Origin of the sequence: Pseudoalteromonas sp. SWYJZ12 (assembly GCF_015864395.1) — a bacterium.
GTDB classification, from domain to species: Bacteria; Pseudomonadota; Gammaproteobacteria; order Enterobacterales; family Alteromonadaceae; genus Pseudoalteromonas; species Pseudoalteromonas arctica.
The window spans coordinates 1-22,079 of the sequence record NZ_JADYXH010000007.1 but is presented as its reverse complement, the minus strand read 5'-3'; the positions used below and the strand labels follow the sequence as shown (position 1 = coordinate 22,079).

The following is a 22,079-nucleotide window of genomic DNA, read 5'->3' as shown; positions in this document are numbered from 1 at the left end:
GCTCCTTGATAGACTAAAAATCAAAAACTCGTCCTTCTCGGCCGCATTCTATTTTTACCTGTTGAGCGTACTGCGTGTGTAAATATTTTTCTATAGCTAATAACTGTTCATCGGTTCTTGATGGATCGTGGCTAATAATAACCACATTTTTAATACTCGCTTTTATAGCAAGCTCAGCCACCTGATCTATGGTGCTATGCCCCCAACCATGTTTAAGAGGCAAGTCTGCATCTATAAATTGAGCATCATGAATTAGTAAATCAGCGCCTTCAATAAAATTGACCCATTCGCTAATACTTGTGTTTGCTTTTTCTGGCGGATTTAGCTCATTGTCGGTAACGTAAGCCACCTTTTTATCATCCGCTTTAATACAATAAGCAGTACCACCGCCAGGGTGATTTAGTGGAGCAGTCGAAACCAAAAAACCATTAAGTGTAAATTGCTTTTGAGACGATAAATCAGTATTAAGCGTAATGCTGGCAGGTAAATCTTGATAACACACCGGAAAGTACGAACCACTCATTTGCTTTAATATGGCATCTTCACTTTTTTTATCATCAACGTTGCCAGCTACAATAGTTATATCGCGGTTAGGTTGGTAAATAGGTTTAAAAAAAGGAAACCCTTGAATATGGTCCCAATGATTGTGCGTTAGCAAAATATTGATAGGACTTTGTGTTTCTAGTAAACGTGTACCGAGCTCTACAATACCGGTACCAGAGTCTAAAATGAGATCTTTACCGTTACTTTGTTCAATGTACACACATGAGGTATTTCCCCCAAAAATGTGCGTATTACTTCCTGCTGAAGCCATTGAGCCTCTAACACCAAAAAATTCAACTTTCATAATTTAAGGCTAAGCTCCATCTTCTAAAAAATTGAATTTAGAAATACTAACATTGTTAGAGTTAGTGTCATTACAGGTGCTACTTACAACAACTTGGGTGTCATTTTGCAGGATGATTGAAGTAAATACATGTGTACTGGTACATTGGCTTGCTTCATAAAACCCGGCACCACTGGCTCCAAACGTATTATCTAAAGTACCGTCAGTTAAAATACGCGCTAACATTCCTTTATTGTTAGCCATGCCGGCTAAAATAAGTTGATTGCTACTATCGAGCGCTGCACCACTTAGCTCAGTGTTACCGCTTGACGCCAAAGTATATTCACCGACACCATTTACGGCAAAGCTAGTATCAAGCGCACCCGTAACGAGCAACCTAATAACATTGGCTTTATTTGGCGAATCAATAAGGTTTGCTATTAAATATAACTTACCCGTTGTGTCAGTTAAAATCTGCGCTATTTTATTGTCGGTATCTGTAGTTTCTTCACCTACATATTTAAAGGTTTCAGTACCGTTTGAGCTCAACTTCAATGCGATTAGCTTTGAAGTGCCACTTAATACAGACTTACCACCAATGAAAATATCTGCATTGTCGGTATGTACGCGGTTATAGTACTCAAAAGCTGAGCCTATGATACTTCCGCCAGTGCCAAAGTTTGGCTCTAGAGTACCTTCTGGCGTAAACATTATAACGATTGGGCTAGGAGTGCCACTTGTTACTATTGACCCAACAGTAATAATGTTACCGCTGTTATCAAGTGCAATACCGGTCAGGTTTACCAATTCTGCGCCACTGACAGAGGTTGTGTATACACCGCCTGTTGCAAATGAAGTGTCTAAATTACCAGACTGATCAACTTTAGCTACAAAGCCCGCTTCACCATTTTCACTATTTTTAGAGCCTGTAATAACTAAATTTCCGTCGCTTTGCTCGGTTATAGCGACGCGCGACTTACTCAAATCTATGGCAATTTCTTTATGGCTACTTTCGCTAAAACTAGTATCGATATCACCCGCACTCGTAAAGCGTGTTAATACTAACTTAGTAATTGAGTCCGATTTAGCCGTTGATGCAAGAATATACTTACCGGCATGAGGGCCATTGCTAAGTTGTAAAACGTGCATTGATTCATCGTTTGTCGCATCTACTAAATTATTAAGGGTAAAGTAACCATTCGTTTCAAAGTTACTAAATAATGTGGCTTGACTGTCTATTGCTGCAATAAACGGTTTTGTATTTGAATCATCATTAACACCAGCTACCCAAAGAGTGTCATTAGAGTCGATAGCTAAAGTGTTGGCAAATTGCTTACCACTTATACCATCAATTATATTAATGCCGGAGGTGCCATAGGCACTATTTAAAGTACCTTCATTATTAATCCGTGCTGAAAATAATTTTTCTGAGGCTGATACGCCAGTCGTCCCCGACAAACTAATGCCATTGTTACTAGGCTCGTGTTTAATACCTGTAATTTTAGCGCCGCCATTACCATTTCCACCATTACCATCAATATCATAAATTGCTATACCAGCATTACCAAAGGTGGTGATTAGTTCCCCATTTTTATTAATAGCTAATATTACAGCTTCTTTTTCACCACTATTTCTTGTTATATATCCACCTGCAAAGGCAGTAAATTCAGAATCACTAACTCCGCCTACAGCAAAAAGTTCGTCGTCTTTATCATTATCAAATATATCAATTGTTAGTGCTGCGCCACCATTAAAGTTATTGTCATTATCGCCATCAGATTTTAAATAACGAAGTAGAGAGTCTTTTGTTCCCTCTGCATTGGTAACACTCCCAACCACTAAGTAATCGGACTCATTAAAGTTCTTAACTGCAAAGCCTTCATCATCTCGATTAGCGCCGCTAACATCGACAATAGCTGGAGTAGAGTTCTCAAAATCTAGATCTGATTTTTTATAATGTATCCATAGACTATCGTTTTGAGTGCCATCAAAGCGTTTACCTACAGCCAGTATTTTATCGTCATCAATTTCAAGGTCATTAATAACAAGAGTACTCGCTTGTGAAGTACAGCGAACTCCTGAATCATTCTCACCAGAGTCAGTACTTACAACGCCAGCAGTATTCATTTCCAATAAGCAGGCTTCAGTATTTGTGCCGTCAAAACTAGAATAAGCAATAAAGAGATCTGTACCGTCAGAAATAATAGCTGTGGCTTCTTCATCATCATCTAAATCTAATATTTTTATTCCATTACTATTAAAAGCATTATTTGTTATGCCAGCGTTGGTGTAAGACACAACAATAATATCTTTATCGTCGCCATCAACAAAACCAACAAAATAAAGGTTGCCATTAAGCTCAATACTGTCTTTAAACTCACCTCCAGAAAAAATGTTTGAAAGATCAAGCTCACCTGTAATCGGGCGGCCAAATGTCACATCTTCAGTTGGAATAAGAAGCTCAATTTCATCAGTAATATTAACGGTTATGTTAACGTTTGAACTTTCATTAGGTGTGCCATCATCAGTTATAGTGACATTTAAGATATATTGATTAGTTGTTTCAAAATCAAATGGGCTTTCACCTGAGGTTGATAAAACACCAGAGCTACTATTAAGTTCAAATAAAGCAGTGTTACCGCCAGTTAAAGTATAAGTTAAGGTCTGGTTCTCAATATCTGACGCGCTAACAGTCCCTATGATGTCGCCATCGGTAGCATTTTCATTAATACTAAAACTTTGAACCGATACTACAGGTGCATCGTTAACACCAGTTACGGTAATGGCCACTGTGGCTGTATTGGTTCCGCCATTGTTATCACTAACCGTATAAGTTACCGTGGCAAGTCCATTGGTATTGGCTTCAGGCGTATATTGAATTTGATTGCCAACTACTGAGACCGAGCCAATATCAGCTGAGGCTGAAGAGATCACCAAGCTGTCTCCATCAGAGTCAGTATCATTTGCTAATACGTTTATCAGTATTGGTGCTGCATCTTCAGCCATGGTCGCGGTATCGTTATTGGCAACAGGTGCATCATTCACTGCAGTTATCGTAATAGCGAGCGTGGCAGTATTCGTTCCACCATTATTATCACTAACAGTATAAGTAACTGCTGCTAAGCCGTTGCTATCGGCTGCCGGTGTGTATTGAATTTGATTGCCAACTACTGAGACTGAGCCAATATCAGCTGAGGCTGCACTGATCGCCAGGCTGTCGCCATCTACATCTGAGTCATTTTCTAATACGTTTATCAGTATTGGCGCTGCATTTTCAGCTATGGTGGCCGAATCGGCGTTTGCTATTGGAGCATCGTTTACGGGGGTAATAGTGATAGTTAACGTTGTTGTACTGGCACCACCGCTGCTATCGCTTACAGTATAAGTAACTGTTGCTACGCCGTTGTCGTCGGCTGCCGGTGTATATTGAATTTGATTGCCAACCACTGCGACCGAACCAGTATCTGCCGAGGCAGCACTGATAGTGAGGCTATCGCCATCCACGTCAGAGTCATTTGCCAATACGTTTATTAGTATTGGCGCTGCATCTTCATCTATTGTAGCTGAGTCTGCGTTTGCAATAGGAGTATCGTTTACGGGAGTAATAATTATTGATAAGTTTGTAGTTGCAGTACCACCATTACCATCACTTATTGTGTAGCTAATAATTGCTGTTCCATTTGTATTCGCAGCAGGCGTGTATTGGATTTTATTATCAACAACAGATGCAGAACCTATATCTGCAGTAGCAGCTGTTATTGTAAGAGTATCGACATCAATGTCGGAGTCGTTAGCTAGTACGTTAACTAATAACGCAGGAGCATCTTCGTTCATCGTTGCTGAATCAGCATTTGCAGTAGGGTCATCATTAACGGATGTAACGGTAATAGTCACACTTGCTGTTCTGTCGTTTATACCTTCATTACCAGTGCTATAGCCATCAGTAATAGTGTAAGTTAGTACTATCTCACCTGAAAAGTTTGCTGGTGGAGTAAACTGTATTTTTCCGGCGACAATAGTCGCTTCTCCAACAATATTTTCTATGTTAGAAATACTAATCGTATCGCCATCTGCATCAGTGTCGTTAGCTAGCACGTCTAATAAAGATGCAGAGCTGTCTTCGTCTAACGTAAATTGATCGTTATTGGCTTCTGGAAAAGTATTAACGCCGCTTTCACTTAATGTTACTTGAGCTGTAGCAGTTAAGCCTTGCTCATTTGAAATTGAATAAGTAAAGCTATCTACACCAATAAAACCTAAGTCTGGTTGGTAGGTAAATGAGCCATCAACTTTTAATGTAAGCTCGCCATTTTGAGTTGTATTGATTGCCGTGGTGTTAACTGATAAATCGCCAGCCTCAATATTAAAATCGTTAATTAATAAGCCATTTTGTACTGTTACTTCAAATAATTTATTTTTGCTAAATTGATAGGCATCATTTTGTGCAACAGGGTTATCGGGTTCGCTGTTTATTACTAAAGTTACTGTGGCTGTAGAGGTTGCACCTAATGAGTCTATAGCTTGGTATTGAAATTGATCAACACCATTAAAATTAGCATCCGGCACATAACTAAAGCTGCCATCAATTGCTAATAATAGTTGGCCATGTGTTGGTGCCACAATAAATGTTTCATCAACTGAAAAACTGTCATTATTTGGGTCAGTATCGTTACTAAGCAAACCATTGGCTGCTGTAACCACAAGTGTTTCATCTTCGCTTAAACTATAGCTATCATTTTTTGTTACAGGGGCTACGTTAGTGTTTGAGCTTACAATAGTTACATTTGCAATAGCCTGAGCACCTTGTGCATCAACAACTCTATACTGAAAGCTGTCTTCACCTTGCATGTTCTGCTCGCCTTGGTATTCAAAGCTACCATTATCAAAAAGGGTTAATTGTCCTCTTGTCGGTTCGCTAACAGGCGTTGTATCAACAGTTAAGTTATCTAAATCAATATCGCTATCGTTAATAAGTAAGCCAGGCGATAGGACAACTAAGGTTCCATTGTTTGTGATGTTATAAGTATTATCAAGCGCAATAGGAGCGTCGTTAACAGCTAAAATGGTTATCTCTACAACTGCGGTGTCTGTCATACCTAGCTCGTTAGCAACTTGATAGCTAAAGGCATCTTCACCATTAAAGTTTGCAATAGGGATATAAGTAAAATCCCCATTTTCATTTATATTAATGGTGCCATGCTGCGGTAGAATTAATGCATCTGCATTTACACGTAAATCGCCACTGTATTGATTCGTATCATTTGTTAGAACGTTGCCTTGCAGAGTTTGATCTTCATTTATCTGAAACTGATCGGCATTAGCTTCTGGTGCAAATGCAAGCTCTCCACCCACTGGTGCTATGTTTATTATATTAGCAAAGCCACTTTCACCACTGCCATCAATACCGGTAATAAGTACTTGATAACTTTTATCTGTAAGTGACTCGGTAATGCTTAATGCAGTATCTTGAATACTTAAAAATTGTTGCCCGTTTTCTAATTCATTAATATTAGTAGATGAAACTCCAGCTTGAGTTGCAATATAAACGTTATAACGATTAAGTTCGGGGTTAGCTTGCCACAAAAGATTAATATTATCTTCGTCTCGCTGAGCTGTAACACCTTCAATTTGATATGGTTGCCAGTTAAAAGTAATTGCATCAGCAAGGACTTGATTATTTAAAGTGTCAGTTATCCATATTTCTAGGCGTATCTCTCCTGGAGTTACGCCATAAAGCGCAGGGCTGAGGCCTATAATTGACTTTTCGTAGTCAAAACCACAATCAGAAGAACACAGTGATATGCTTTTATTGACACTAGGGAGCACTAAATTAACTTCAGTAATGCCATCAGTATCCGAAGCTTCAAGTAAAAAAGAAACGTTGCCTTGCACAGTTTCGTTTGTTTGTGAAAAAACAATATTAGCGCGTGTATTCGCTATGCTTGATCCAACTACTCCTCTACTTGAAGTGACAGCACCTAAAACTTTTGTATTCTTGGTTTGATTGCTCGCTATAACACCAGCCAAATTTATATAGCTAGTCACCGTTGGCGGTACTACTTCAGCCGTAGGTGATTGTATTGTCTCTTGAGCAGGGCTTTCTTCTGAGCCTCCACAGGCACTTAACAAAAACACCATAGAACCAAGCAAAAATATATTTTTTGCTGTCATTTTAAATACTCCATAATAAAAGCTTTGTATCCAATGTGTTTATGGTTCTAATTTAAATGAACCGCTAGCATTTACATCAGGATTATTTATTTCGTTAAGATTAAAGTTGCCAGTAATGTTGTCTAAGTCATTCAAAAATATTGCATCAACATCGCCCTCGGCTTTATTGTTGCCATGGGATGCAAATGTAACGGCTAGGTCAAGTTCGCTTAAATTTATTAAACCGCTGTAAGCCGCATACCAATTTCCGCCCGCGTCATTAAAACTAATTTCGCCATCAGGCACTGTGCCATTATCAAAATCAACAGCCATAGTCATAGCAAAGTCAGTAACAGCACCCACACTCGAATTCACATTAAAGCTTGATGCTTCATAGTTAAATACACCTTGGCGCTGAGCTATTTGATCGACTAAAGATGCGCTGCTAACGGTTTGAAATTGTTGTTCAGAATATATATCCATAGTATCTGTATCTGCTTCAAAAGCATTTACTTCAACTTCAGTTACAGATGCTTGTTCAGTCTCTTCTTCGTTGTCATCTTTAGGGTGGATCGTTACTATATTTTGATCAAACACACGTGCCGCACGCGTCGTTTTTAATACTTCACCAGAGGCTGTAATTTGTGCAAACGAAAATGCCTCGTTATCACCCAAAGAAACCACGCTATTATTTTCTAAAGTTAAATCTATTGCGCCATCCCATACAGCTAAAAACACATTGCCTTCAACGAGCTGAACTTCAAAATGTGTTCCACGTATACCAATAGAGCCAACGGGGGTTTTTACATTATAAGAGCCGCCATTTTTTTTAATCACACCCGAAATAGAGCGTAAACCACCTTTAAGTAACTCAATAGAAGCAGAACCTTGTTGGGTATTATCATCAAATTCATAGTTAGTAATATTGAGTTCTGAATTTTCTTTTAAAGCGATTAAACCACCATCCAACATCGAAAATTGCGCTTTGCTTTTCTCTCCGGTCGTAATGCGATCTACACCAAAAACGGTATCTTTGCGCTGCAACTGCCGTTGTTGTTCAGAGCTTCCATCAACCGCTAGTACAGAGCCTCGCGCTAAAATAGTTTTACCAGCAGGGGAGTTTGCTTGTGTATAAAAACTTACACAAAGTAAAGTGGTAATTACAGGGAGTAAATGTTTCATAAATACCTTAAATTAAAATGAGTAAGAAGCGCTTAAATTGATATCTAAACGGTCATATTCGAATAAAGAAATATTACTGGATTTATCTTGATAGTTGGCAGCCAACTGTATTGCTAAATCACGATTAACTAAGTAGCGAACAGACGTTGAGAGCATAAAGAGGTTATCGGCACGTTCTTGTAAAAATAAAGGGTGATCATCTTTATAATTAATCCATTGGTATCCAGCAAGAGATAACAACTGCCAATGTTGAGCTAGTTGAGTGTTCACTTGGTAGTACAAACTCGTAATATTACGGCTATTAAATTCACCTTCAGTAATATCGGCTTCTTCATTTTTAGCGTTAACACTTAAACTTTGAAACCATTGCTTAGTTGCATAGCTAGCTCCTGCGTTTATTGCATAAAACGAATTATTGAGCTTTTCATCAAATCTATTGTTTAAAACACCCGCAGTCGCAGAGCTAAATAAATTAACTTGTTTATTCAGATTATAACTAGCACCTGCTGTTAAAGCTGATTCAGTACGATAAAGATCGCCATCAAGCATTAATGGAGTCGTCGATACTTGTGCAAACCAACTTATGTCATTTTGTTTATATTGATAGGCAGCATTAATATGCGCATTTATACGATCGTATTGGCTGAGTTCTGCAAACTTGTACCACCCGGTATTAACGCTTAAAGTGATTAAACTTTTTTGATCTATAGGGTGAGAGTACTTTCCTCTGTAATTTAGTCGCGCATAGTTGTCTTGCGTACTTTTACTTTCTGGCGATAATAAAAATTCACCAATATTAGGAATTATAATCGTATTTTCTGCCGTACCCGCATTTACGTTGCCATCAACGCCAAGTGCAAGCTCAATATTTTGCTTATAAGAACGCCCAGCTTCTTGCTTTTTAAGTGTGGTTGTATCAAGTAAGGACTGTGCTGAAGACTTTATGTTATTAGGTGTATTAGGTGAGTTAATCAGTATTAAAGCTTGGGTATCGGCAGCAGGTAAATTATTAACGGTTAAATAAGCACGAACTAAGTACAAGCGAGCTTCATACCATCTAGGGTTGTTTTCAACCACGCGTTCAAAAGCAAATACAGCAGGTGCCGCATTTCCTGTTTTAAGCGCAGAAACCCCAAGTAAAAAATCATAAACAGGCTCACCTAGGTATTGAAATTCACTGTTACTTTTTTCGTAAGCCTGAGTATATTTCTTTTCAGAAACTAATTTTTGCAGTTCAATCAATAGATTATCATATTCATCATTGCTTTGAGCCAATGAGCTAAAACTTATTAAGGCCAAATAACTACATAGTAAATTTCTTAAAAGCTGTTTAATCATGCTTAATTTTATATCCCATAGGAAGTTTGATGTTTTGTAATAAAGTGATGTTATACCAATCTGCTTATATGTGAGGTCTATTTAACGTTAAGAAAATCACGCTAGAACTAGGCGAAAATTTTTGTATCTAATTGTTCTAAATAAAAAATTTTTAACAACGTTTTAGTGAAATTTAATTCGTTAAGTTGCTCAAATATTTATGCAGGTTGGTATTAGTACTAGAAATCTAGCACTTTTTGTACTTAAGTACAGCCAATGTAATCACATTGGTTAAATAAATGTTATTTAATTGCAGGCTAAATACTTGCTAATAAATCTTCAAGTTAAACTAATTAAAGGGGAGGGGTTGCTGATAAACTAATTTAGCTTAAAATATTAATTAATTTGGGTAACAAAGCTTGGGTATGCTGTATAGAATATTAAAAAATATAATTTAGGGGAATTATTAAAATATAAATAAGGGTATTTCTAGGAGAAAAAGTGGGGCGATTGACGGGGCTTGAACCCGCGACAACCGGAATCACAATCCGGGGCTCTACCAACTGAGCTACAACCGCCACTACACACACCTTGTTTGGTGTGGCGCGCATAATACATAAAATAATAAATGTTGTGAAGTCTAAAAGTGAAATAAATTAAAATAATTTAAATAAACAAATTTAATCAGTGTTGGACAGCTAGTATTTACGGGGATTTAGGTAACATATTGTCGCATAACCTTCGCGAAAAATCGAATATAGGCGACTTTAATAGTATTAATTCATTATTCTATGAGAATAAATTGTAAATTAATGTATAATAATGCTCGGAAAACGCTTAATAAAAAACATTTGGAGTAAATATGGATTCAGTACTTAATTGGCTTAACGATAACTCAGGCCTAATCTTACACTACGGTATACAAGCTGTTGTTGCGCTTGTTATCTTTTTACTTGGTAGTCGTATCGCTAAGTTTTGTTCTAACTTAACTGAAAAAGGTTTTGCTAAAAAGAAAGTAGATAAAGCTGTAGGGTCGTTTGTTTCAAGCATTGTGTACACACTTGTATTTGCTGTTACTATTTTAATGGCACTTTCGCAAATTGGTATTGAAACAACTTCGTTCATTGCTATTTTAGGTGCTGCAGGCTTAGCTGTTGGCTTAGCATTACAAGGTTCATTATCTAACTTCGCATCAGGCGTACTTATTATTTTACTTCGCCCATTCAAGTCTGGTGACTTTGTTGAAGCCGGTAATAAAATGGGTACTGTTAAGAAAATCGAAATATTCTCAACTGAACTTCGTACTCCAGATAATAAAGTAATCATCGTACCAAACTCTCAAATAATGTCAGGCGCTATTACTAACTTCTCGCGTGAGTCTACTCGCCGTATCGACTTAGTTATTGGCGTTGGTTACGATGCTGATTTACGTCAAGCTAAAGAAGTATTGAAGTCTGTATTAGATGCAGAAACACGCATACTTAAAGATCCAGCTTATACCGTAGCTGTAAATGAGTTAGGGGATTCTAGCGTAAACTTTGTTGTTCGTCCTTGGGTTAACGCTGCAGATTACTGGCCTACTTACTGGTCATTAATGGAAAACATTAAAATTGCATTAGATGATGCAAATATTGCAATCCCATTTCCACAAATGGATGTTCATTTTCACAAGCAAGACTAATTTTAAATACCTATTTAATTAAAGCTCGTCTTAATTGTTGCAGTAGTAAAGCTACTCAAAAATATAAAATTTTCATGTGGAGTTCTCTGCATGAAAATTTTTAACGTAATTAATGAGTTGTTTTGCTTGCTCTTACAAGTAGCGGTTTAATAAAATAGATACACATTTTATACAAAGGTTATTTTTTAATGAAATTAAAGCTTTTATCAATTTTAGTTGCAGCCTCTGCTGCAACTAACGCATTTGCTGCAGACGTAGACACAGAACAAAAAACGTGGGAAGTTACCAGTGAGCTTGGCGCTATTATCACAAGCGGTAATACAGAAACAACCACGCTTAAAGGTGGTATTAAGGTTCAGCACAACCTTGAACAATGGAACAATGAATATAAACTAGATGGCATTTACAAAGAAGATGAAGTTGAAGATGCTAACGGCGACAAAAACAAGCAGCGTACTAATGAAAAGTACTCTATTTCTGCGCAAGGTAATTACAAATTAAATGAAGATCATTCTCATCTATTCATTTATGGTTCACACGTTTCAGATTATTTTGGAGCATATAGAAGTGAGTCAGTAATTTCTGCAGGTTATGGTCTACGTTTATTAAACGAAAAAACAATGTGGTTAAGTGCCGAAGTTGGTCCTGGTTATAAATATTTTGAATACCCAGATGACAGCTCTGAAATTGATGATAACGGTAACTCTCTTGCTGGCGAGTTTGAAGGCGAAGTAATTGCCTTAGGTAAATTAGATTACAACTGGCAAATTTCTGAGAGTGCACGTTTTACTCAATTAGTTGCTGTAGAGTATGGTGATACAAACACTAAAACTCGTTCAGAAACTGCATTGCTTGCAAAAATAAACGGCTCATTACAAATGAAAGTCGCTTTTAATGTCACTAACAACTCAGATGTTGCTGACGACAAAGAAAGCACTGACACAGAAACATCATTTACTCTGGTTTACAGTTTTTAACCAATGTAACTAAGTTAATGACACTAAAGTGACAAAAGGGACGAAAGTCCCTTTTTTATTTGCTCAAAATTAAGGTATTATAGCCACCAATTTTGGTTGTAGACCTAGGGATATACCTACTCGTGAAAGTTTTTACACAATTTATTAGTGCTTTTATTCTACTTTGTAGTTTTAGTACTTTGGCTTTTACGCCAACAGCATCTCAAATTGAGCAATTTAAAAAGCTGCCAAAAGCTCAGCAAGAGGCGCTTGCTAAGCAGTATGGTGTTGATGTTTCAACGATCACCGGTACAAACCAATCCAATAATCAAAATAATACAGAACAACAAAACAGTATTGGCGAGCGCGCAGAGCCAGAAAAAGAAAAGCTAACAGATGAAGAACGCTTCAAACCAAAAGCAGACGAATTAAAACCATATGGTTATGAGTTGTTTGCAGGTGAACCCACTACATTTATGCCAAGCGAAAATGCCGCAGTACCCGATACTTATATTGTAGGCCCCGGCGATCAATTAAAAATTAACTTTTATGGTAAAGAAAGTGACAGTTTTGAAGTCATAGTTGACCGTGAAGGACGTATTAGTATTCCTGATCTGAGCCCTGTAGAAGTGGCTGGTTTAACCTTTGCTGAAATTAAAGAACTAATAAAAGTAAAAGTAGAGCAGGAAGTTATTGGTGTAAAAGCCTTTATATCGCTTGGCCAACTTCGTAGCATGCGTATTTTAGTGCTAGGAGAAGCGTATAAGCCGGGTAGCTACAGTGTTTCTTCGTTAACAACCGTTTCGCACGCATTATTCGTAAGCGGTGGCGTGTCTGACATTGCCTCTCTTCGTAATATTCAAGTTAAACGCGCAGGCAACGTGGTTGCAAACTTTGACCTTTACGACTTACTTATTAATGGCGATAGCAGTAACGATATCGTATTAAAGCCGGGCGATGCTGTATTTATTCCATCAGTTGGCGCTCAAGTAAGAGTTGAAGGTGCGGTTAAACGCCCAGCTATCTTTGAACTTAAAAAAGGTGAGTCTGCTAAGCAGTTATTAGCAATGGCCGGAGGCCTTAAACCAAATGCATATGCCAAAAGCGCAATTGTAGAGCGCTTTAACTTCGATCGTAAAGAAGTGCTATCGGTAGATTTTTCAAAATCGCAAATTAACTATATTCCACAAGATGGCGACCGTATTCGCTTTAATTCAGTTAGTTCGCAATATCAAAATTCAGTTAGCTTAATTGGTGCTGTAGCGCGCCCAGGCAATTATCAGTGGCATCAAGGCAAGCGCATTTCAGATGTACTTAAATCAGTACGTGGTGATTTACTACCGCAAGCCGATTTAAGCTATGGACTCGTAATCCGCGAAATAAATATAAACGGCGATATAGAAGCACATCAGTTCGATGTTGCTCAAGCTATTATTAAAAACTCTGAAAATAATATACAGCTTCAAGCAAATGACAAAATAGTTGTATTCAGCCGTTTTGAAGAAAAAGAAGCAGAACAATCAGCTCTAGCAAATATGGCTCTTAGCCAAGAGCAACAAGAGCAGCAACAAAAAGCAGAGCAATGGCATAAGTTTGAGCAAAAAGAATTCGAAAAATATATTGGCGTTAATCAAGAAGACGAAGAGCTTGTTCTTGAAGACAATAAAATACTAACAATTGCTGAAATTTCTAAACGTAAAGCAAAAGAAGAAGAAGACCAAGAACTCAAACCTGAAGATTACGCATTATTTAGCCGCCATAACTTACTAGCGCCAATTATTGCTAAATTTAAGCAGCAAGCATCAGTGCAGCAAGCTATGCAATTAGTTGAGATTAGCGGGAACGTTACTTTCCCTGGTATTTATCCACTAATGATTGGTGGTGAGGTAAGTGATTTAATAACAGCAGCCGGTGGCCTGTTAGAGTCTGCCTACGTAAAACAAGCTGAAATTACACGTATTGTAGCCAGCGATGGTTCTAAAATAGAACACTTACGATTTGACCTTGAAAGCGCCATGAAGGGCGACCTTCAAAGTAATATTACATTACAAAGTAAAGACAGCATAAACGTATTCGCTATTCCAAATTGGCAAGAAAACGTAAAAGTAGAATTAAAAGGTGAGCTTAAATTTCCGGGCACTTACACCATACGCCGAGGAGAAACGCTAACTGAATTACTTGAACGCGCGGGTGGTTTTTCAAAATTTGCAGAGCAAAAAGCAGCTGTATTTACCCGTACGTCGATTAAAGAGCAAGAGGAAAAGCAGTTAGCACGTTTATCTACAGAGCTTCGCCGTGATATAGCTTCTAAGAGCTTCCAAAACTCTGTAAGCAGTAGCACACTTTCATATGAAGAAATGAACAAGCTGTTAAACGACCTCGCAAGTGTTGAAGCTGTAGGACGTTTAGTAATTGATTTACCTTTAATTGTAAATAATCAACAAAACTTAGTATTACAAGATGGCGATACACTTTACGTACCAAGCAAGCGTGATTCAATTAGCGTAATTGGTGAAGTTAATTACTCAACATCGCACCTATACAAAACTGGGGTGAGTGTTGATGATTATCTTGCTTTGAGTGGTGGCCTTAAAGAGCGTGCCGCTGAAGATCGAATTTACATTATTAAAGCCAATGGTTCAGTGAAAATACCAAACACAGGTGGCTGGTTCGCAGCAAATAATGCTGATCAGTTAGAACCAGGCGACACAATAGTAATACCAATGGATGCAGGGCATATGGATAAGCTAACGCTTTGGAGTACTGCAACGCAGATTATGTACCAACTAGGTGTAGCGGTTGCTGCTATTAGCGGTATTTAATAAAAAGCAAGTTTTTCCTAACAGCTTAAGCAGAATGAAAGTATTTCTAGCTTAAGTTTGTATTAGCGCTATTAAAATTATTTTAATAGCTGATAGCAAAAATATGAGATGTAAATGGATAATAACTCAAATAATCATACAGATAAAAATAAGCCTATGATTGCTGATGACGAAATCGACTTAAGAGAACTGCTTACTGCTATTTGGCAAGGGAAATGGATTATTATTGTAATAACCATTTTATTTGCAGTGACGTCTGTTTTTTATGCGATTAATCAGCCTAACATTTATAAATCAGAAGCTTTATTAGCACCTGCAGAGCAAGAGCAGCAGGGAGGACTAGGAGCATTAGCTGGTCAGTTTGGCGGTTTGGCTAGTTTAGCAGGTGTTAGTTTAGGTAGCGGTGGTGTAGATAAAACTCAGATGGCACTTGAAGTGTTGCAATCGCGTAAATTTACCAGCGAGTTTATTAAAAAATATAATATATTGCCTGACTTAATGGCCGCAAAATCGTGGAATAGTCAAAATAACACAATAAATTATAACAGAGACCTTTATTTAAAAAGTGACGCTAAATGGGTTCGTGAAGTTGAACCCCCTTTTAAGGCTGAACCTTCAATGCAAGAAGCTTACAAAGAGTTTACAAAAGTACTTTCTACAAATGCAAATAAAGAAAATGGTATGGTGACTATTTCAGTAGAGCATGTATCACCATATATTGCAGAGCAATGGGTAAATTGGCTAATACAAGAAATAAACTCAACTATGAAACAGCGCGATGTAGTCGAAGCAAATAAAAGTACTAGTTTCTTAATGTCACAAATACAACAAACCAAAATTGCTGATATTCGTGCTGTACTTTATAAATTAGTAGAAGAGCAAACAAAAACTATTATGTTCGCTAATGTACGAGATGAATATGTTTTCAAAACAATTGATCCAGCTATAGTGCCAGAGAAAAAGTTTAAACCGAAAAGAGCTTTGATTTGTTTGGTAGGGGTTATATTAGGTTTTTTTATTAGCTGTGTCTTTGTCTTAGTGAGATATTTTATTAAACAGGGAAATAGTAAACCTATAAAATAAGTCAGATTAGGTTAAAACTATAAATAAATTTTAAATAAACATTACTTTAGATGATTAAACTTTGAATCATAAGTAACAAGATATTTATTGACGCATTAGACAAATTGGAATTTTTAATTGTTTACTAAGAGTTTTAAATCAAAAAAAGAAGCACTAAAGCAAAATAAAATATATGTATTTTGCCCAGATGAGTGTGTTTCTAATATTGTAGAAATTATTAATGCACATTCATTTGAGCTTGTAATTAATGACTTCTCAATAGTCGACTTTACTGAAAAAGTTATATGCCATTACAGAAGTGCGCAGTTAACAGATAAGCAACGAGACTTTCTAGTAAGGGCAACTGAGAGTGGTGCATGGGTAGAACCATTAGTCAGTTATTTAGACGGTAGGTTAAAGTACACAGAAGTACATTTGTTGCACAGTAGTTACTTTTTACATCAAAAAGCATTTTCAATTTTATCGAATAAAAGAACTCAAATAACCAAAAGAGTTTTAGATGTAGTTAGTTCTATATTCTTACTCTTTATAACGTTACCGCTTTCATTAATGGCTGCTTTACTTATTAAATTAGAAAGCCCAGGCCCTATTTTATATAAACAAAAAAGAACAGGCCAATATAATGAAGAGTTTAAAGTTTATAAATTTAGGTCTATGCGTAGTGATGCTGAAAAAAATGGTGCTCAATGGGCTAGTGAAAATGACGTAAGAATCACAAAAGTAGGAAAATTCATTCGAAAAACACGTATTGATGAAATACCTCAGCTAATAAATGTTCTACAGGGAAGTATGTCAATAGTTGGCCCAAGGCCTGAGCGAGAGATCTTTATTAAAGACCTTGAAATGGAAATTCCATATTATCGTTTCCGCCATGCAGTAAAGCCTGGTGTCACAGGCTTGGCACAGGTTAGGTACCCATATGGCGCGTCACTGGAAGACGCTATTTGGAAGCATAAATACGACATTCATTATATTAAGCACCATTCTACGATATTAGATTTAAAAATACTTATGCTTACAATTAAAACAGTAATTTTTGGTATGGGCCGCTAACAACATGCAGGGTTAGATCAATAAATGCAGCTTCATGAAGCCGTTAAAAAAAATAAATTAGGCTTAAATAGATCTCTAAGCGCAATATTTATAAGCATTTTAATTTTCTCGATTTATAACCGAACATTTTCGCTTGGTTTTGATATTCGGTTTTTAGTTTTCCCGTTTTTTATTTCGAGCTTGATTCTTGCTGTGCTAGTAAAAGTAAAGTTTAATGATTGGGCAGTACCAACTCGCGCTATTTTACTAACATTATTACTTACAATAATAGTGATTCAAGATCAAATCGCTTGGCAATTTTCTGCTCTTGATAAGAATACTGCCGTATATAAAAATGTAATTATTTTGTATATATATAATTTTCTAATAGCTATTTATTTTTTTCTAAATAAAAAATATTTAAATAGTAAAGTATTAATAAATTCAGTGCTTTTATCTAGTTTTTTTCTGTCTCTTTCTTGCTTGTATCAAGCTATAATTGGCGATTTGCCATTTGTATCGGTAGGTTCTTCCGGTGAAGCATTTGAGGATAAACTATCGTTACTAGGTGTAAGGCCATCAGGTTATGCACATGATCCAAACTATACTTCACTACTAATGGTTTTTAGTATTTATATTATTGTTAATATAAAAAAAACTATTTTTAATAGAGCTCTACTACTAGTATGTTTGCTTACTCTTTTTGCTTCAGGTTCAAAGACTGTTTTATTAATCAGTGCCCTCCTATTAGTTAGGCTAATGTTTATTAAATTAAAAATTAAAGTGATTTTCAACATAGGTTTCATTGCTTTCATTTTGTTCGGAGCTGTAATTGCTTTCTCTCTTTTCGAACACTTATCAACGTTTTCTCAGCGATTAGTTATGTGGCGATTAGCTCTAGATGGGTTTTACGAAAGACCGGTATTAGGGTATGGGATAACAGGGGTAAGGAGTTTACTCGAGTTAAGTATGCGTTATGTTCAACCTCATAATGGATGGTTAGCTATATTAGTAGATCATGGGGTAGTGTTATTTACGCTTATTATTTCTGGTTTTACATATATGTTATTTAATACGCAAAAAAGAGCTAATAGATACCTAATAATAATATTTTGTTTTCTCTCAATTTCTAATGAAATGTGGGTATACCCATACTGGATACTTTTTTTAGTAGTTCCATTTGTATATAACTTAGGTGAAAAACGTGTCTAATCAAGAACAATTAGTAAGTGTATATATTCCCTCTCACTATCGTCCTACTGACCTTAATAGATCACTCAATTCGGTTCTTATTCAAACACACACTAATATTGAGGTGATAGTAGCCTTGGATGGGAAGTGTGAAGACTCTATTTCTCTTTTAGAAGGCATTGCAAATAAAGATCATAGGCTAAAATTCTTAGTTAATGAGCAACCTAAAGGGGCATGTAATGCAAGGAATCGTGCTATTGATATGGCCTCAGGGGACTTTATAACTGGGCTAGACGATGATGACATAATGGAACCCGATTGCATTCAAAGTTACCTTGCAGCTTGGAATGATAGATATGCATTACTTTGTGCTGATTATTCTATCTTTGGGGTGCACTCAAACAGGTTTGATTTAAATAAAACTGAGTATACACACTTTGATCTCGTTGAAAAAAATTACGTAGGGAACCAAGTATTTACAAAGTTAGATACTTTGAAAAATAATACTTTTGATGAAAAAATGGTTGCATGGCAGGACTATGACTGTTGGTTTCGCGTTGTTTTGGCTCAAAATAAGCCTTTTTTAAAACTGGGAAAAAAACTATATAAAGTAAATGTGGATCCAAATAGAGAAAGAATTACAACGGGCACTAAAACTGCAACAGGTGCTATACAGTTTTTAAGTAAACATGCTGAGTATCTAAAAGACAAAGTAACATTCTGGTTGCTGAATGATCTTGTAAATAGAGGGCAAAAAATCCCCCTTTGGTTGGTGGTTGCTCTTTTGTCTAGTTCACAATCGAAAAGAGCCATTTATTTTTTTCTTAAACATTCCTTTTTAGGAAGTTTAGTATTTTCATTAAAAAACTTTTTAGCAAAGTTTAACTAATTCATTTTAAGGAATATATGAAAGTTCTTTATTTATTAAATTCAAATGGAGTTGGTGGTGCTGAAGCATCAATCCGTAGAATGGTCGACCGTAAGTTTGTTCAGGGTAAGGTCGCCCTTTTATGGAACCACAATAATGTTCAAAAGAATTTTTGGAATGGTAGGGAAATGACTCAAATAACAGATGCTAATTCTCCACTTGTTGGTGCATTAAAGTCTATATTTGCGATACCAAAATACTTAAAAGGTCAAAATTTTGATGCGATCCAGAGTCAGCTAAAAGGTGCTGATTTAATTTTTTCTTTTTTAATTTTTATTGGCCTTATAAAAAAAGATTTTATTTACGTTGTAAGTTTAAGAAATTCATATGACTTTTATTATGGGAATGGTTTTTTAAACCGCCTTATTGGTAGAGTACATAAATTTTTTATTAATAAAGCCGCTGATGTGATTGTTGGTGTTTCGAAGCAAGACATTGATAGGTTTACACAGGCGTTTGGAAGCAAGTTTAAAGTTATTGAAAACTCAGTAGATATTTCTAACTTTAAAGTAAAAGAAAAATCTCTATTAACTAAAAATATAAAAGTAGTTTTGGTAGGGAATGTCAAATACAGAAAAGGTTATGATCGTTTAAGTTCTCTTATTCAATACCTTAATAAATCATACCCTGATTATCGGTTCACTTTCTCAATTGCAGGCGGTATAGAAAGTGAGCAATTTAAGGCCGAGGTCTCGAGTTTAGCCGGAGATAATACTGCTATTGAATTTTTAGGCAAAGTTGAAAATATAAATGAGCTACTAGTATCGTCAGATGTTTTTTTATCGTTATCTAGAGAAGAAGGGTTGCCAATTTCTGTGCTAGAAGGAATGGCTGCTAAACTACCTATTTTACTATCAAATATTCCAGCGCATAGTTTGATTCTTGACCCTACGGTATCTGAATATATTTTATTTAATAATGATAAAGAGATGCAAGAAATATTTAGTAACTTAATTGAATCTCAAACTTTAAGAGAGGAAATTATTCAAGCGCAATATAAGAAGCTATTAAAAGATTTTAGTTTAGATCGAATGTGTTCAGAATATTTACAAAGTTACAAGACAGGTTGCACTGATGAAAATACTGCTTCTAACTAATTCCGCCTCTGGCGGAGGTGCCGAAAAAGTTTTTAATAGTCTCGTTGATGGTTTTACAAAGCATAGCAGTTGTGAAATTAAGCACCTGTATTTGAAAGAAAGTTCAGCAAGTAAGTTTTGGAAGGTTTCAGGTTTTTTTAAGTTTATTTACCTTGTTTTAAAATTTAAACCTGATGTTGTTCAATCTCATTTGTTGTATCCAAATATTATTAATTCTTTTTTATCTATTTTTATGAGGTATAAATCTCAGCTAGTCTGTCACAGTAGCTTTGAAAGGCTTCAGCGTAGTAGAAATGCATATATCATTCGCTTAGCCTATAAAAAAGCGAGTAGTATTGTGTGCATATCTGAAGAAATGCAGAGACAAGCAAGGGTATTTTTATCTAGAAATGACATTGAGAAAATATACAATCCACATGATTTAAAGGATTATCAAGACCTATCTTCTAAAGATGTCAGCCCAGTTCCATTTCAAAGTTTTTTGATTTCAGTAGGGCGCCTAGTTGAATCAAAAAGAATAAAAGATATATTACTGGCTTTACAAGCTTGCAATAAAAAAAAGAATTTAGTAATAGTTGGAGATGGCGACACTCGTGAGGATTTAATAGTATTAGCTAAAAAATTAGACATAGAAGATAGAGTGTTTTTTGTTGGGCATTCAAGTAATCCATATCCATATATTATAAACTCAGAAGCCATGCTATTAGCATCAGAAACTGAAGGTTTTCCTAATTGTTTAGTCGAGTCTCTTGCATTAGGGGTTCCTATTATAACTACTAATTGTAAAACGGGCCCTGCAGAAATTTTAAGAGTCAGTTACGAGGATGATGTATTACGTAGGCCCTATCCAAACTGTAGTATTTACCCAGTGGGTGATATCGATAGCTTGGTAAACGCTATAGATTCGCTTGACGATATGTGTGTAGATACAGAACAATTAAAAAGCTTAGTCAGCCACTTAGATTTAGAAGATGTTATAGAGCTTTATTATTCATCTCTGCAACGCTTGCGAAATAGCTAGCAAGACTCAAGCAATTAGTTTAAATGAATGCAAATTAAAATTTTAAGTTAGGTATTAATAGATAGTTAATATACCTAGTTTTATCAAATATATTAGGGTGTGTAGTGAAAATACTTATAACTGGCGGTGCGGGCTTTATAGGCTCTGCTGTAATTCGCCACATTGTAGAAAACACTAATGATTCAGTTATTAATCTCGATAAGTTAACTTATGCTGGTAATTTAGAATCATTAAATTCGGTTGCTAATGATGGCCGCTACGTATTTGAGCAAGTTGATATATGCAATCGTACTGAACTCGATCGTGTTTTTAAAACACATAAACCAGATGCAGTAATGCATTTGGCTGCTGAAAGTCATGTTGATCGTTCAATTACTGGACCGGCCGAATTTATACAAACTAATATTGTAGGCACTTATAATCTATTAGAAGCGGCTCGTGAATACTGGAATACATTAAATGACGATGATAAAAAATCGTTTAGGTTTCATCATATTTCAACTGACGAAGTTTACGGCGACCTTCCACACCCCGACGAGCAAGAAGGTGATCTTCCATTATTCACCGAGCAAACGGCTTATTCACCAAGTAGCCCTTATTCTGCAAGTAAAGCATCGAGTGATCATTTAGTTCGAGCATGGCTGCGCACGTATGGATTACCTACTATCGTAACTAATTGTTCGAACAATTATGGGCCATACCACTTTCCTGAAAAATTAATACCTTTAGTAATACTTAATGCGCTAGAAGGTAAAGACTTACCTATTTATGGTAAAGGTGATCAGATTAGAGA

14 protein-coding genes and 1 tRNA gene are annotated in these 22,079 nt (G+C 36.2%); 10 read left to right on the top strand and 5 right to left on the bottom strand.

Features of this window, described 5'->3' with window-relative positions:
* Nucleotides 1–13 precede the first annotated feature (13 nt).
* The 5 genes from I6F42_RS10390 to I6F42_RS10370 form a co-directional block, all read right to left on the bottom strand.
* Complete coding sequence (locus I6F42_RS10390) at nucleotides 14–847, bottom strand: MBL fold metallo-hydrolase (RefSeq protein WP_197152068.1); 834 nt, start codon at nucleotides 845–847, stop codon at nucleotides 14–16.
* Nucleotides 848–856: 9 nt separating this feature from the next.
* The gene (locus I6F42_RS10385) at nucleotides 857–6,997 is read right to left on the bottom strand and encodes an Ig-like domain-containing protein (protein WP_197152066.1); all 6,141 of its coding nucleotides are present in this window, start codon (nucleotides 6,995–6,997) and stop codon (nucleotides 857–859) included.
* A 39-nt stretch (nucleotides 6,998–7,036) separates the two neighbouring features.
* Entirely contained in the window at nucleotides 7,037–8,158 is a 1,122-nt protein-coding gene (locus tag I6F42_RS10380) for a FecR domain-containing protein (protein ID WP_197152065.1), read from the bottom strand.
* Nucleotides 8,159–8,170: 12 nt separating this feature from the next.
* Nucleotides 8,171–9,496: a surface lipoprotein assembly modifier gene (locus I6F42_RS10375; RefSeq protein ID WP_197152064.1), complete on the bottom strand. Its 1,326-nt coding sequence runs from the start codon at nucleotides 9,494–9,496 to the stop codon at nucleotides 8,171–8,173.
* Nucleotides 9,497–9,977: 481 nt separating this feature from the next.
* Nucleotides 9,978–10,053, bottom strand: a tRNA-His gene (locus I6F42_RS10370).
* A 284-nt stretch (nucleotides 10,054–10,337) separates the two neighbouring features.
* Between I6F42_RS10370 and I6F42_RS10365 the strand changes: the two genes are divergently transcribed.
* From I6F42_RS10365 to I6F42_RS10320, 10 genes are all read left to right on the top strand, one after another.
* Nucleotides 10,338–11,156 carry a mechanosensitive ion channel family protein gene (locus I6F42_RS10365; protein ID WP_010554133.1) on the top strand — a complete coding sequence of 273 codons (819 nt, stop codon included), beginning with the start codon at nucleotides 10,338–10,340 and terminating at the stop codon, nucleotides 11,154–11,156.
* 188 nt (nucleotides 11,157–11,344) lie between these two features.
* Nucleotides 11,345–12,133: a YdiY family protein gene (locus I6F42_RS10360; protein WP_197152063.1), complete on the top strand. Its 789-nt coding sequence runs from the start codon at nucleotides 11,345–11,347 to the stop codon at nucleotides 12,131–12,133.
* 122 nt (nucleotides 12,134–12,255) lie between these two features.
* Nucleotides 12,256–14,934, top strand: a complete 2,679-nt coding sequence (locus I6F42_RS10355) for an SLBB domain-containing protein (RefSeq protein ID WP_197152062.1) — start codon at nucleotides 12,256–12,258, stop codon at nucleotides 14,932–14,934.
* A gap of 114 nt (nucleotides 14,935–15,048) precedes the next feature.
* Nucleotides 15,049–16,017, top strand: coding sequence for a Wzz/FepE/Etk N-terminal domain-containing protein (locus tag I6F42_RS10350; RefSeq protein ID WP_007582313.1), 969 nt, complete (start codon nucleotides 15,049–15,051; stop codon nucleotides 16,015–16,017).
* A gap of 117 nt (nucleotides 16,018–16,134) precedes the next feature.
* Nucleotides 16,135–17,070, top strand: a complete 936-nt coding sequence (locus tag I6F42_RS10345; RefSeq protein ID WP_007582311.1) for an exopolysaccharide biosynthesis polyprenyl glycosylphosphotransferase — start codon at nucleotides 16,135–16,137, stop codon at nucleotides 17,068–17,070.
* Between the two features lie 24 nt (nucleotides 17,071–17,094).
* Nucleotides 17,095–18,261 (top strand): O-antigen ligase, encoded by a 1,167-nt coding sequence (locus I6F42_RS10340; protein ID WP_007582309.1) that lies wholly within the window; start codon nucleotides 17,095–17,097, stop codon nucleotides 18,259–18,261.
* Entirely contained in the window at nucleotides 18,254–19,129 is an 876-nt protein-coding gene (locus I6F42_RS10335) for a glycosyltransferase (RefSeq protein WP_197152061.1), read from the top strand. Before I6F42_RS10340 ends, I6F42_RS10335 begins: the two co-directional genes overlap by 8 nt.
* Nucleotides 19,130–19,146: 17 nt before the next feature.
* On the top strand, nucleotides 19,147–20,265 hold the full coding sequence (locus I6F42_RS10330; RefSeq protein ID WP_007582304.1) for a glycosyltransferase: 1,119 nt from the start codon (nucleotides 19,147–19,149) through the stop codon (nucleotides 20,263–20,265).
* Nucleotides 20,243–21,286: a glycosyltransferase gene (locus I6F42_RS10325; protein ID WP_007582302.1), complete on the top strand. Its 1,044-nt coding sequence runs from the start codon at nucleotides 20,243–20,245 to the stop codon at nucleotides 21,284–21,286. Before I6F42_RS10330 ends, I6F42_RS10325 begins: the two co-directional genes overlap by 23 nt.
* Nucleotides 21,287–21,390: 104 nt before the next feature.
* Nucleotides 21,391–22,079 (top strand): GDP-mannose 4,6-dehydratase (locus tag I6F42_RS10320; protein ID WP_197152059.1); only part of this gene is annotated, 689 nt, incomplete at its 3' end.

What these genes read in the sequence shown, in the direction of transcription:
- I6F42_RS10325 (WP_007582302.1), top strand. Translation starts at nt 20,243, where the DNA reads ATGAAAATACTGCTTCTAACTAATTCCGCCTCTGGCGGAGGTGCCGAA.
- I6F42_RS10365 (WP_010554133.1), top strand. Translation starts at nt 10,338, where the DNA reads ATGGATTCAGTACTTAATTGGCTTAACGATAACTCAGGCCTAATCTTA.
- I6F42_RS10350 (WP_007582313.1), top strand. Translation starts at nt 15,049, where the DNA reads ATGGATAATAACTCAAATAATCATACAGATAAAAATAAGCCTATGATT.
- I6F42_RS10375 (WP_197152064.1), bottom strand. Translation starts at nt 9,496, where the DNA reads ATGATTAAACAGCTTTTAAGAAATTTACTATGTAGTTATTTGGCCTTA.
- I6F42_RS10380 (WP_197152065.1), bottom strand. Translation starts at nt 8,158, where the DNA reads ATGAAACATTTACTCCCTGTAATTACCACTTTACTTTGTGTAAGTTTT.
- I6F42_RS10385 (WP_197152066.1), bottom strand. Translation starts at nt 6,997, where the DNA reads ATGACAGCAAAAAATATATTTTTGCTTGGTTCTATGGTGTTTTTGTTA.
- I6F42_RS10330 (WP_007582304.1), top strand. Translation starts at nt 19,147, where the DNA reads ATGAAAGTTCTTTATTTATTAAATTCAAATGGAGTTGGTGGTGCTGAA.
- I6F42_RS10390 (WP_197152068.1), bottom strand. Translation starts at nt 847, where the DNA reads ATGAAAGTTGAATTTTTTGGTGTTAGAGGCTCAATGGCTTCAGCAGGA.
- I6F42_RS10360 (WP_197152063.1), top strand. Translation starts at nt 11,345, where the DNA reads ATGAAATTAAAGCTTTTATCAATTTTAGTTGCAGCCTCTGCTGCAACT.
- I6F42_RS10340 (WP_007582309.1), top strand. Translation starts at nt 17,095, where the DNA reads ATGCAGCTTCATGAAGCCGTTAAAAAAAATAAATTAGGCTTAAATAGA.